The sequence below is a fragment of the Sporosarcina sp. E16_8 genome, from assembly GCF_017347095.1.
GTDB lineage: Bacteria > Bacillota > Bacilli > Bacillales_A > Planococcaceae > Sporosarcina.
Genome location: NZ_JADPRZ010000001.1, coordinates 106,815 through 119,636, shown reverse-complemented (window position 1 = coordinate 119,636; position 12,822 = coordinate 106,815). Strand labels below are relative to the sequence as shown.

17 protein-coding genes are annotated in these 12,822 nt (G+C 41.2%); all 17 read left to right on the top strand.

Going from position 1 to position 12,822, the window contains the following annotated elements; all coding sequences use genetic code 11:
- Nucleotides 1-2: 2 nt before the first annotated feature.
- The 17 genes from fliI to flhB all read left to right on the top strand — a co-directional run bounded on the left by fliI (nucleotide 3) and on the right by flhB (nucleotide 12,637).
- Nucleotides 3-1,334, top strand: coding sequence for a flagellar protein export ATPase FliI (gene fliI, locus I2484_RS00570; RefSeq protein WP_207149078.1), 1,332 nt, complete (start codon nucleotides 3-5; stop codon nucleotides 1,332-1,334).
- Nucleotides 1,331-1,780: a flagellar export protein FliJ gene (fliJ, locus tag I2484_RS00565; protein ID WP_207149077.1), complete on the top strand. Its 450-nt coding sequence runs from the start codon at nucleotides 1,331-1,333 to the stop codon at nucleotides 1,778-1,780. The genes fliI and fliJ overlap by 4 nt, the downstream gene beginning before the upstream one ends.
- 7 nt (nucleotides 1,781-1,787) lie before the next feature.
- On the top strand, nucleotides 1,788-2,393 hold the full coding sequence (locus tag I2484_RS21785) for a magnesium transporter MgtE N-terminal domain-containing protein (protein WP_207149076.1): 606 nt from the start codon (nucleotides 1,788-1,790) through the stop codon (nucleotides 2,391-2,393).
- 35 nt (nucleotides 2,394-2,428) lie between these two features.
- Nucleotides 2,429-3,706 carry a flagellar hook-length control protein FliK gene (locus I2484_RS21780; RefSeq protein ID WP_207149075.1) on the top strand — a complete coding sequence of 426 codons (1,278 nt, stop codon included), beginning with the start codon at nucleotides 2,429-2,431 and terminating at the stop codon, nucleotides 3,704-3,706.
- A gap of 3 nt (nucleotides 3,707-3,709) precedes the next feature.
- The gene (locus tag I2484_RS00550) at nucleotides 3,710-4,426 is read left to right on the top strand and encodes a flagellar hook capping FlgD N-terminal domain-containing protein (RefSeq protein WP_207149074.1); all 717 of its coding nucleotides are present in this window, start codon (nucleotides 3,710-3,712) and stop codon (nucleotides 4,424-4,426) included.
- 4 nt (nucleotides 4,427-4,430) lie between these two features.
- A complete protein-coding gene (locus I2484_RS00545) occupies nucleotides 4,431-4,811 on the top strand; it encodes a TIGR02530 family flagellar biosynthesis protein (protein WP_207149073.1) in 381 nt (126 codons plus the stop codon).
- 85 nt (nucleotides 4,812-4,896) lie between these two features.
- Nucleotides 4,897-5,685, top strand: coding sequence for a flagellar basal body rod protein FlgG (flgG, locus tag I2484_RS00540; protein ID WP_207149072.1), 789 nt, complete (start codon nucleotides 4,897-4,899; stop codon nucleotides 5,683-5,685).
- 80 nt (nucleotides 5,686-5,765) lie between these two features.
- Nucleotides 5,766-5,987, top strand: coding sequence for a flagellar FlbD family protein (locus I2484_RS00535; RefSeq protein ID WP_207149297.1), 222 nt, complete (start codon nucleotides 5,766-5,768; stop codon nucleotides 5,985-5,987).
- Complete coding sequence (fliL, locus tag I2484_RS00530) at nucleotides 5,977-6,402, top strand: flagellar basal body-associated protein FliL (protein ID WP_207149071.1); 426 nt, start codon at nucleotides 5,977-5,979, stop codon at nucleotides 6,400-6,402. The genes I2484_RS00535 and fliL overlap by 11 nt, the downstream gene beginning before the upstream one ends.
- Before the next feature lie 115 nt (nucleotides 6,403-6,517).
- Nucleotides 6,518-7,516: a flagellar motor switch protein FliM gene (gene fliM / locus I2484_RS00525; RefSeq protein WP_207149070.1), complete on the top strand. Its 999-nt coding sequence runs from the start codon at nucleotides 6,518-6,520 to the stop codon at nucleotides 7,514-7,516.
- A complete protein-coding gene (gene fliY, locus I2484_RS00520) occupies nucleotides 7,509-8,735 on the top strand; it encodes a flagellar motor switch phosphatase FliY (protein WP_207149296.1) in 1,227 nt (408 codons plus the stop codon). Before fliM ends, fliY begins: the two co-directional genes overlap by 8 nt.
- A 19-nt stretch (nucleotides 8,736-8,754) precedes the next feature.
- Nucleotides 8,755-9,117 carry a response regulator gene (locus I2484_RS00515; RefSeq protein ID WP_207149069.1) on the top strand — a complete coding sequence of 121 codons (363 nt, stop codon included), beginning with the start codon at nucleotides 8,755-8,757 and terminating at the stop codon, nucleotides 9,115-9,117.
- A gap of 7 nt (nucleotides 9,118-9,124) precedes the next feature.
- Nucleotides 9,125-9,832: a flagellar biosynthetic protein FliO gene (locus I2484_RS00510; RefSeq protein WP_207149068.1), complete on the top strand. Its 708-nt coding sequence runs from the start codon at nucleotides 9,125-9,127 to the stop codon at nucleotides 9,830-9,832.
- Nucleotides 9,825-10,490: a flagellar type III secretion system pore protein FliP gene (gene fliP, locus I2484_RS00505; RefSeq protein ID WP_207149067.1), complete on the top strand. Its 666-nt coding sequence runs from the start codon at nucleotides 9,825-9,827 to the stop codon at nucleotides 10,488-10,490. Before I2484_RS00510 ends, fliP begins: the two co-directional genes overlap by 8 nt.
- 12 nt (nucleotides 10,491-10,502) lie before the next feature.
- Nucleotides 10,503-10,772, top strand: a complete 270-nt coding sequence (gene fliQ, locus I2484_RS00500; protein WP_207149066.1) for a flagellar biosynthesis protein FliQ — start codon at nucleotides 10,503-10,505, stop codon at nucleotides 10,770-10,772.
- 4 nt (nucleotides 10,773-10,776) lie between these two features.
- On the top strand, nucleotides 10,777-11,553 hold the full coding sequence (fliR, locus tag I2484_RS00495) for a flagellar biosynthetic protein FliR (protein WP_207149065.1): 777 nt from the start codon (nucleotides 10,777-10,779) through the stop codon (nucleotides 11,551-11,553).
- A gap of 1 nt (nucleotide 11,554) precedes the next feature.
- On the top strand, nucleotides 11,555-12,637 hold the full coding sequence (flhB, locus tag I2484_RS00490) for a flagellar biosynthesis protein FlhB (RefSeq protein WP_207149064.1): 1,083 nt from the start codon (nucleotides 11,555-11,557) through the stop codon (nucleotides 12,635-12,637).
- Nucleotides 12,638-12,822: the final 185 nt, after the last annotated feature.

Below are 12,822 nucleotides of genomic sequence, written 5' to 3'. Positions count from 1 at the left end.
CGATGAAAAAAGCAGAGGACTTGATTGCGGTCATACCTAATGTGAAAACTTTCAAAAAGCTAGGGCGTGTTGTCCGCGTTGTTGGTTTAATGATTGAGTCACAAGGACCTGAAAGTTCTATTGGGGATGTCTGCCATATCCATTTAAATCATACAGGCAAGGCTGATTCGATTATTAAAGCAGAAGTTGTCGGATTCAAGGAAGAAATCGTCATTCTAATGCCTTATACGAATATCCGTGACATATCTAGTGGGTGTCTTGTTGAAAGTTTGGGAAAACCGCTTGAAATCAAGGTAGGTATGAATTTAGTAGGGAAAGTGCTTGATTCGATGGGAAACCCAATCGATAACAGCATCCTTCCGAGAGGGTTGACGACTGTTAGGATTGAACAAGACCCACCAAATGCACTGACTCGGCCACCAATTAGCGAAAAGCTTGCAGTAGGTGTCAAGGCGATTGATGGCATGTTAACAGTAGGAAAAGGGCAGCGTGTCGGGATTTTCGCAGGATCTGGTGTTGGAAAGAGTACATTGCTTGGGATGATTGCCCGTAATACGACTGCAGATTTGAATGTAATTGCATTGATTGGTGAGCGTGGCCGTGAAGTTCGTGAATTCATCGAACGTGATCTTGGACCCGAAGGTATGAGCAGGTCCATTGTTGTAGCTACAACATCGGACCAGCCTGCGCTAATGCGTATAAAAGGGGCGTTTACTGCAACAGCGATCGCAGAGTATTACAGAGACAAAGGTATGAACGTCATGCTTATGATGGACTCTGTCACACGCGTAGCGATGGCACAGCGGGAAATAGGACTGGCTGTTGGGGAACCGCCCGCTACGCGCGGTTATACACCTTCAGTCTTTGCTATCTTGCCAAAATTGCTAGAGCGGACAGGCACCAACGAGCACGGATCCATAACGGCGTTTTATACAGTTCTTGTAGATGGTGATGATATGAATGAACCGATTGCTGATGCGGTCAGGGGAATCTTGGACGGTCACATCGTTCTAGATCGAACACTTGCGAACAAAGGACAATATCCCGCAATCAACGTTTTGAAAAGCGTTAGTCGGCTTATGAATCACATTGCAGATCCAGTGCATGTAAAAGCAGCCGAAAGATTACGCGAACTTTATTACACCTACAATAAATCCGAAGACCTTATTAATATCGGTGCTTATAAACGCGGGACGTCTAAAGAAATTGATCAAGCAATTGAATTTGAACCACTCATTACCAATTTTTTAAAACAAGGCTTTAAAGATAATATTTTAATTGAAGACAGTATAGCTGAGCTGGTGTCACTTGGTGCAGGAGGCGGTAGCGCATGAAACCTTATAATTACCGCTTTGAAAAAGTACTGACATTTCGCGAACAAGAAAAAACCGCAACTGAAGTGGAATTTAAAGGATCAGTTGAGGCATTCGAAACAGTGGCTACTAAACTGTATGAGTTGTTGAAAAAGAAAGAAGATACGCTTACCGAACAGCAGGTCAAGATGGCGGTCGGTTTTTCGGTTAATGAAATTCATTATTATTCGCGCTTCATCGGCAGCTTAGAGAAAAGAATTGCAGAAGTGCAACAGCAAGTCATGCAAGCGCGCTCGAAAATGAATTGGTACGAAAATAAGCTTTTGGAAAAGACGCTCGAAGTTCGAAAGTTTGAAAAGATGAAAGAAAAAGATCGTGAACATCATCGTACTGAAATGGAACAGCTAGAAGCGATTCAGCTCGATGAATTGTCGACGCTGAAGTTCCGAAGAAGAGAAAATAGGTGATAAATTAGTGAAAAAAACTAAACAAACAGAACAACTATCTAACGTAGAACAAGAGGAGAAAAGCGGTACATTCCAAAAACTTTTGCTTTGGGTACTGATTCCGTTGTTATTCACTACGGCGCTCGTTCTAATTATTGCGAAATTTGCAGATGTCAACGTATTTGACAAGGCGAAAGAGTTGACTGGTAGTTTGCCATTCGTCACTGAAAAAAAAGAAGAGGATCCAATTGTTGGTGATCTAGTTCTTGAAGAGCGTGTTGTAACGATGCAGGCGGAAATTCAAGAGAAAGAAGCTCAACTATTCAAGGTCCAACAAGATTTCGATAAATCAGCTATAGCAAATGAAAAATTGCTGATTGAACAAGAAAAGCTCCTTGATGAAATTGCAGTGCTGATGCGCGATAAAGATAACTCCAAACAAGATTTCAATGAAATCGTAAAGACGTTTGAGCAAATGTCTGCAAAATCGTCCGCACCTGTCATTACGAAAATGAGTGATGCAGAAGCCATAAGGATATTGACGAGCTTGAAATCTGCTACTCTCGCTTCGATACTCGAAAAAATGACTCCTGAAGATGCAGCTAAATATATGACGATGATGACGAAGCAATAAACAAATTACCTTTACTATTGAAGGGAGGTGAATAAGTGAACATCGCATCATTACAAGCAATGGCTGGAATGAACATGAAAACCTCGTCGAATAATATGCAATCAGGTCCGCCAACAACAAATTCATTTGGATCGATTTTCAGTAGTATCGCTGGAAATATCCCATTAACTGTCGCTCCTATACAGGAACTTCCTGTCAGCGGGATAACCGATGAATCGATTATGGCAATTTTTAATGCAACTTCTATTGTTGAGCTTGAGACTGCTATTAAAGACCTAACAGATGGCGAAGGTGATTTAGAATCGATTACCAATCTAGGTAATCTGGAAGAGCTTGCAGATCTACTTAATATTGAACCGAAACATCTGGTTGAAAGTGTACTTCAACTCTTGGAAGAAGCGGGTCTTAACGAAGAGGATCTGTTAGCGGTAGCTAATACGAATGACTTTTGGACGGTATTGAATGCCATTGACAAAGTGGCTTCTCAGTTTTTCGCTCAATTGTCGGATGCGCTTGAAGGAAAAGGCGGAATACCAAAACAACAGGCGGTTGAATTGTTGACGTTGTTAAAAACAGCAGAACTTGTCGCGCCAAAAACCGATTTGTTAATGAAGCAGGAACATCACGTTTTCACGCTGCAAGATTATCTAACTACAGCGGGTGAACATTGCGAAAAAGTACTTAATTCCAGCAGCTCTGCGAAGAATGTCATGGTACAATTGATGGAGTCGAAAAATATCGCGCGATTTGTCGTTTCAGTAGAAACAGGGCGAACAATGACGGATGATGGAACTACCAAAGATGCATCGCAACAAGTTGCCAGTAGCGCATTTGGTACTGTGGTAACGGCTAAAGGTGAACTTACACTTACTGAAGTGGAAAATCGTAATAACGCACGAAATGAAGCCTTAATGAAAGAAATGCAAACTATTTTTAAACGTTCTAATTTCGGTCAAACTGGTGGAACGAATCGCCTGCTTATCAAACTATATCCAGAACATTTGGGGCAAGTTCGAATTGAATTGTTACAGGTAAATGGAATAATGACAGCGCGGATTCTGGCATCCACTGCACTAGGTAAAGAGATGCTCGATAGCCAGTTGCATCAGCTTAGAAGTGCATTTCTTCAACAAAACCTGCAAGTAGAACGAATCGATGTTTCTCAAACATTGCAGGATTCAACGAAAAACGATCGTGACCAAGCGTTTAATCAGCACTTCAGAAAAGAAGGACAAGAAGCAGACGAGCAACAGGAACAAACAGATGAAGAAGAAATGACGTTCCAAGAATATATGATTGATCTGGGGGTATAACAAATGACGATTGAAGGACAAAAACCAATAAATTCTGACATGTATCTAGCTAACAAAAAAAAGGAAGAACGTCAAACTGGGAACAGTGTGATGGGGAAAGATGATTTCATGAAATTACTCATCACCCAAATGCAAAACCAGGACCCGACGAACCCTATGAAAGAAAGTGAGACCATCGCTCAGATGGCCCAAATGGCAGCACTTGAACAATCGATGAACATGGCAAAGTCATTTGAAAAATTCGCGGAAGCCCAAAACCAGTCACAACTGATTCAGTACAACAGTTTTGTTGGCAAAGAGATCAAATGGCATGAACTAGCGGTTGGTGAAGATGGAAAGCCGGTGATAGGGGAAGATGGAAAACCTGTTGTCAATGAAGGAATCAATCAGATTGTGTCCATCAAGTATGATAATGGCAATGTTATTTTCATTATGGATGACAGAAAAGAATTGACGCCAGGTAATATATCTGAAGTAATGGGTAGTGCAGGCGGAACGAACAGCCTAGTTGAAGCGAGTATGCTCATCGGCAAATTTGTCGGCTATTTGGACGGTGAGATAGAGAAATCAGGTAAAGTAGTATCCGTTTCAAATAAAGATGGAAAACTTCAATATGTTTTAGAAGATGGAACACGAATTGACGGTAAAAAATTCACTTCAATTAGTGATAAAGAACTACCGGTAACGGAACAACCAAAATCAGAAAAACCAACGGGGTGATGATATGGACAACATAAATCTCCATCGCATTTCGTCGCAACCACTTATACGTCAAAGTAAATCACTGCAGTTGACACCAAGTACGAAACAATCATTTCTCGAACATCTGAATAAAGCAGTACAGCCTACTGAATTGAAAATCAGCAAACACGCAAACGATCGCTTGATAGAACGGAACATCCATATTTCAGATGCTGAATGGGCAAATGTTACTGAAAAGGTGAACGAGGCAAAGAAGATGGGTATCAAAGAATCGCTGGTACTGATGGACCAGGCAGCACTTATAGTCAGTGCAAAGAACTCGACGGTCATTACAGTGATGGATCGCACAGAAGCGAAGGATCAATTATTTACAAATATCGACGGCACAATTGTGCTTAGCTAAAACTGGCAGGACCTATATGGATGCCATCAAGCCGCTGACTGATAGATGCGGTTACATTTTTAAAATCGAAAGGGGAAAAATATAAATGATACGCTCAATGTATTCAGGGATTTCAGGTCTAAGAAACTTCCAAACAAAGTTGGATGTAATTGGTAATAATATTGCAAACGTCAATACGTACGGATTTAAAAAAGGACGTACAATTTTTAAGGATCAGTTTTCACAAACAGTTGCGGGAGCTTCAGCACCTGGCGAAAATCGTGGTGGGGTTAACGCGAAACAAGTTGGGCTAGGTTCACAATTATCAGCAATAGATACAATCCATGCACCTGGTTCTACACAATTCACTGGAAACACATTAGACCTTGCAATTGAGGGGGATGGTTTCTTCATGGTTGGAACTGGGGACGATATGTTCTATACAAGAGCGGGAAATTTCTATTTGGATAATGCAGGGGATCTTGTGGACGGCGATGGTAGTTATCTTCAAGGTCTAACTAGTCCTATCAACATTCCTTCAAATGCTACAAACATGTCTATTGCCCAAGATGGTAAAGTGACATATGTACAAGATAGTAACTTGGTAGAGGCAGGGCAACTTCAGTTGGCTAGGTTTCCAAATCCCGGTGGACTTGAAAAAGTGGGAGGGAACTACTTCCAAGTATCACCGAACTCTGGTGATCCCGTACCTGGCGATCCCCAGGGGGCAGGAGGTCACGGAGCTATCAAATCCGGTTCCCTAGAAATGTCCAACGTCGACCTTGCTGAAGAATTCACAGAAATGATCGTCGCGCAACGTGGATTCCAAGCAAACACGCGTATCATCACAACATCAGATGAAATCCTGCAAGAACTTGTTAACTTGAAACGATAACTAATCGACAACGCAGGTAATCTAACATAGCTTCACTAGAAAAGGAGGGTCGGGCCGGCTCTGTGCCCGGCCCCTTACATATGATACGAGTTACGCGTCTAAACAAAACCGAATTCACATTGAACGCGCTATACATTGAGAAAGTCGAGTCATTTCCTGACACGACGATTACCCTTACGACAGGAACTAAATATGTTGTCTTTGATACTGTTGAAGAGGTGAACAGCCGCATCATCGAATTTTATAAGGCGGTCCAGTTATTATCAAATCCGCATATACGAGGTGAAGAAGATGAAGAATAAAGTACTGACGGTATCGCTTATTATACTAGTTTGTATTACGCTGATCGGCGCAGTTGGACTCATTCTTGTTATGCAACTGAATAAAGATGATGAAGCAAAAGAGCCAACAATTGATGAAATTATCGAGTCTTCGGTTGATATCGACGAAATTACGACGAACCTTGGAGACCGACAATTTATCCGCATTACCTTGAAAATCCAAACAGATAATAAGTTAGCTGGAGAAGAACTTGCAAAAAGGGATTTTCAAGTGAAAAATATCGTTATCCAGGAACTTTCCGAAATGACGGCGAAAGACCTTGAAGGAAAAACTGGCAAAAAGGCCTTCGAGGATGCTTTGATAGCACATCTTAACCCTCTTATGCAAAGTGGGGAAATACAAAAGGTCTATATCGTTTCTTATATTATTCAATAACCATATATATTGAACAATTGAATATTTATATAAACAGAGCACCGTAGCAAATTTAATGAAATACTGATATAGTTAAGCATTTGCACTAGAGTCAGATAGTGGGAGGTGACCATATATGGCCGGGGATATATTATCCCAAAGTGAGATCGACGCATTATTATCTGCGATTTCAACTGGGGAAATGTCTGCAGAAGACATGAAAAAAGAAGACGAGACTCGGAAAGTAAAAGTGTATGATTTTAAACGCGCCCTTCGTTTTTCTAAAGATCAGATTCGAAGTTTGACCAGGATTCATGAGAATTTCGCAAGATTATTAACGACATATTTTTCAGCACAGCTGCGAACGTATGTCCAAATCAGTGTAGCATCGGTTGATCAGATTCCTTTCGAGGAATTTATACGTTCTATTCCAAATATGACCTTAATTAATATTTTTGAAGTTCCACCATTAGACGGCAATATCCTGATGGAAGTGAACCCGAACATTGCCTATACGATGCTCGATCGCATGATGGGTGGAGTTGGAGAAATTCCAGGTAAAGTTGATAACTTAACTGAAATTGAATTAAAAATCATGACAAATTTATTCGAACGTTCTTTTGATAATTTACGCGAAGCATGGTCAGGAATCATCGATATCGATCCATTCCTGACGGAGATTGAAGTAAATCCTCAATTCCTTCAAATGATATCGCCAAATGAAACAGTCGTTGTGATATCGTTTAATATTATCATCGGAGAATCAAGCGGAATGATCAATATCTGCATCCCGCACGTCGTTCTTGAACCAATCGTACCAAACTTATCGGTCCGTTATTGGATGCAGACTAACAAGAAAGAACCTACGACAGAGCAAAGTATGGTTATTGAAAAACGATTAAAAAAAGCTCCTTTGTCTGTCATTGCTGAACTCGGTACTGGAAATATGACAATTGAAGATTTTCTCTACCTTCAAGTGGGGGATGTCGTAAAATTAGACCGTAAAATTGACGATCCACTCGTTATAAAAATTGGTGATATACCTAAATTTACGGCACAGCCGGGGCATTTGAAAAACAAGATGGCTGTTCAAATAATTGATACAAAGATCGGAGGGGAAGAAGATGATGAGTGATAATATCCTTTCGCAGGAAGAAATTGAAGCACTACTACGTGGAGAACCTTTGTCGATCGATGAGCCTGAGGACTCCACCACAAAAGAAATACTAACCGCAGATTACTTGGATGATATGGAAAGAGATGCACTTGGTGAAATTGGTAATATCTCATTCGGCAGTTCAGCAACAGCATTATCTGCATTGCTCGGACAAAAAGTTGACATAACGACGCCTACTATCTCGGTTGTCGATAAGGCAGTTTTGGAAGAAGAATTTATCCATCCATACGTTGCCATTAAGGTTGACTATACAGTAGGCCTTAGTGGTATGAACTTGCTCGTAATAAAACAAAGTGACGCTGCAATTATTGCGGATCTTATGTTAGGCGGAGATGGTCTACATCCGAATATGGACCTTGGTGAAATTCATTTAAGTGCTGTCCAAGAAGCAATGAATCAAATGATGGGTTCCGCGGCTACTTCGATGTCAACTTTGTTCAATAGAAAAGTCGATATTTCACCACCAACAATCGATTTGATGGATGTCCTTGAAGACCGAGGTCGGGATCTTATTCCGGGTGATGACCTATTGATAAAAGTATCGTTTACGCTTAAAGTAGGGGACCTGATTGATTCAAACATTATGCAATTACTTCCACTAGGATTTGGCAAAAAATTAGTTGCCTCTCTCATGGGCGGTGACGCAGAAGAAGAAACTGCGGCAGTTGCCGAGATGAATCGACCAATAGAACAGCAATCCACTCCAGTCCAACAGCCAGCACAGCAACAACAAGTGCAACAGCAGTCGTACGAACAAAATGGTCATGGCCAAGGGATGCAGCAACCAACTTATGACACACAATACGGACAACCAGCACCACAACCGCAGATGCAAATGCGTCCGCAACAACCGCAGGTACAAGTTCAGCAGGCACAGTTTGCTAACTTTGAAAGTCTATCTTTAAACAAGTCCGAGTCCAATAACTTAAATATGCTCCTTGATATTCCATTACAAGTCACGGTCGAACTTGGCAGAACTAAGCGTTCGGTCAAGGAGATATTGGAAATGTCGAGTGGCTCTATTATTGAACTGGACAAACTTGCGGGAGAACCGGTTGATATATTAGTAAACAACCGTCATATCGCAAAAGGAGAAGTGGTCGTTATCGACGAAAACTTCGGAGTACGAATTACAGATATTTTAAGCCAAACAGAACGTATAAATAATTTAAGATAATATAACGGGGGTAATGACAATGAGTAGACGTATATTAATAGTAGACGATGCAGCTTTCATGCGGATGATGATAAAAGATATTTTGACAAAAAATAATTTCGAAGTGGTTGGCGAGGCGGCAGACGGTTTACAAGCTATTGAAAAGTATTTTGAATTAAAACCTGATCTTGTCACAATGGATATTACAATGCCAGAAATGGATGGTATTGCAGCTTTAAAAGCAATTAAAGAAAAAGACCCTGCGGCGAAGATCATCATGTGTTCAGCAATGGGACAACAGGCAATGGTAATCGATGCGATTCAAGCTGGTGCGAAAGACTTTATCGTCAAACCATTCCAGGCAGATCGTGTTGTTGAAGCAATCGAAAAAGCACTAGGATAACCGAAGAATGAGATCAACGATTGTACAAAAGTACTTATCAGCTTTCATTCTAATCATCTTCCTAGGAACCCAATTGCCATACGCATTCGTCCATGCAGACACCATTGCTGATCCGAATAAACCGGTGTCCGATTTGTTTAACAAAGACTCGGAAACGGATGTCAGTACGGATACTGATAAGGACACGTTACCACCACTCGCTGAAGATCTTACTACGGACAAGAAAGACGTGGGTTCCTCGGCGGGGGACTACATAAAAACGTTATTTGCTTTAGTGTTCGTCCTCGGAATACTTTTTGGTCTCTTGAAGTTTGTTAATCGGAAAAATCGACTTTACGATAAAAATCGATTTATGAAAAATATGGGTGGTATTTCGCTCGGACAACATAAATCGATTCAACTGGTCGTCATAGGCGAATCCTATTACCTTATCGGGGTTGGAGACGATATCCGATTGTTAAAAGAAATCACGGATCTCGATGAAATTGACAAATTAGTTGAATTCTACGCGGGTGATAGTACGGAGGTGGCATCCGGGATGCTGAATCGGATACTTGCTAAAGTAGCGGGTAAATCGAAAAGTCATTCGAATGTGAAAACGGAAGAGTCACCCGATTTCAGTACTGTTTTTCAATCAAGGCTTGAGGAGATGAAAGAAGAGAGAAAACGGCATATCAGCCGGTTGACAGAAAAGGAGCGCAACCGAGATGAATGATTTTGCCCAGTTTTTCTCAGATAGTGATCCCGCAAATGTATCAACATCTATCAAAATGATGTTGCTTCTGACTGTCTTGTCTCTAGCTCCGGCTATTCTAATTTTAATGACATCTTTTGCGAGGATTATCATCGTTCTGTCATTCGTCAGAACTGCACTTGCAACACAGCAGATGCCTCCGAACCAAGTACTTGTCGGTCTGGCACTCTTTTTAACATTTTTTATCATGGCTCCAACGTTTCAGCAAGTGAATGATAAGGCTCTTACACCATTATTTGCCGATGAGATTTCACTCGACGAAGCATATGAACAGGCAAGTATCCCGCTTAAAGAGTTTATGAGTAAACATACTCGGCAGAAGGATTTGGAGTTATTCCTTCGCTATAATAAAGCGGATCGACCTGACTCACTTGAAGACGTTTCACTGACGATGTTAGTTCCTGCATTCGCACTGAGTGAAATTAAGACTGCATTTCAAATGGGTTTTATGATTTTCATACCATTTTTAGTTATTGACATGATTGTAGCGAGTATCCTTATGTCGATGGGGATGATGATGTTACCACCAGTTATGATCTCGTTACCTTTTAAAATATTGCTGTTCGTCCTAGTTGATGGATGGTATCTCATTATCAAATCATTGTTGCAAAGTTTTTAGGAGGGGTTTTGAATGACACAGGAATTAGTCATAGAGATAGCTGAGCGTGCAATCTGGGTCATTCTTTTGACTTCAGGCCCACTCCTTATTCTTGCACTTGTGACAGGGCTTTCCGTGAGTATTTTCCAGGCAACCACTCAGATTCAGGAACAGACACTGGCATTCGTGCCTAAAATTGTTTCTGTGTTAGTAGGGGTTGTCGTTTTCGGCCCATGGATGCTAGCAAGGGTTACAACGTTTGCGGCTGATATTTTTGAGAATCTGGGACGGTATATCGGATGATTAAATGGAAGAATTAGTCCCTTCATTAGCCGCATACTTGCTTATTCTGACCCGAGTCACTGCTTTTTTTGTTACACTGCCACTATTTTCTTACCGTGCAATACCTACTACTCAGCGCATCATTTTTGGTGCTTTGCTTGCGTGGGCGATGGTCTATACAGTCGACATGCCCGAGCTTGAGATTAATGGGGCCTATCTGTTGTTAGTCGTAAAAGAGGCAATGACAGGATTATTCATTGGAATCATCGCATTCATCGTTATGTCTGCTATTCAAGTTGCAGGTGGTTTTATCGATTTTCAAATGGGTTTTGCGATTGCAAACGTAATTGATCCGCAGACTGGGGCACAATCTCCTCTATTAGGTCAATTCTTTAACACGTTGGCCATTCTGTTACTACTGGCACTAAACGGCCATCATATGCTCTTAGATGGTATTTTTTATAGCTATCAATTTCTCCCGGCAGACCAACTGTGGCCGGCCTTTGGGAAAGAAGGGGTAGTCGATTTCGTCATTCGGACATTTGCAACCTCATTTGCAATCGCTTTCCAAATGTCAATTCCAATCGTTGCGACATTATTCCTCGTCGATTTAGCACTTGGAATCACTGCAAGAGCAGTGCCGCAATTAAATATTTTCGTTGTAGGATTCCCAATCAAGATTGGGGTTAGTTTCATTGTTCTGTTTATTATGATGGGTGTTATGGTCCAAATGATGAAGAAATTGTTTGAAGTGATTATGATCAGTATGAGGGACTTGATGTTACTTCTTGGAGGTGGCTAATATGATGTTGCGGCTTGATCTGCAATTCTTCGCAGGGGAAAAGACCGAAAAAGCCACTCAGAAAAAACGTCAAGATTCCAGGAAAAAAGGTCAGGTTTTAAAAAGTCAGGACGTTACAAGTGCAATCCTGCTACTTTCCGTGTTCCTTTTCCTGTTTTTTGCTGCAGGATTTATGAGGGACCGCTTTTTCGTGTTTTTTCATCAGGCATTCACTGAATATATTCCTATATCCAATCTAGATGAGGATCAGGCAATGCTCATTTATGGAGATGTCTTAATTCAAATGGCATTTCTTCTATTGCCTGTCATGCTAATTGCGGTTGTTGCTGGAGTGGCTGGGAATATATTTCAATTCGGTTTGCTTCTTACCGCTGAACCGCTGAAAATGGATTTGAAGAAAATAGATCCAATCAAAGGGCTTAAGCGGATTTTTTCGATCCGTGCCATTATTGAATTAATGAAGTCCATATTGAAAATTTCATTTATTGGAACAACTACAACGCTTATTCTTATGGCGAATATTGATAAAGTACTAGGGCTGGCATTTAAAAGCCCCTGGGACGTATTAACGACAATCGGGCAACTTGCCGCATTGATGGGAATAACAGCAGCATTTGTCTTGTTATTCATATCCATTTTGGACTTTATGTATCAAAAATATGACTATGAAAAAAATCTTCGGATGTCCAAACAGGATATTAAGGATGAATATAAAAACTCCGAAGGGGATCCGCTTATAAAATCCAAGATTAAGCAGCGCCAACGTGAAATGGCGATGCGACGCATGATGCAGGAAGTGCCTAATGCAGATGTCGTTATCACGAACCCGACTCATTATGCGATTGCACTGAAGTATAAGGACGGGGATATGGATGCACCCATCGTTGTCGCAAAAGGTGTCGATTTCGTCGCTCAAAAGATTAAATTGATTGCGACTGAAAACAACATTGTCATGGTAGAAAACCGACCACTGGCCAGAGCGCTCTATGACGATGTTGAAATTGGGGGAAGGATTCCTGAAGAGTTCTTCAAAGCAATAGCTGAAATACTTGCGTATGTATACAGAATTCAACGTAAAATTTGATTTGGACATCAAGGAAGGGTGTAGTTCAATCCTTCCTTGATGTCCAAAAGCCTGCGACGTACAGGACGTACTAGTGTCGACGTTGCCGCAGGACGCGGCTCCCTTAGTCGGCCGGCGGATGTCACAGATTTTGAATTGAGTGAATAGGCAACCTTAGTTCGCCGCATCCTGCGGCAAAGGCTGAA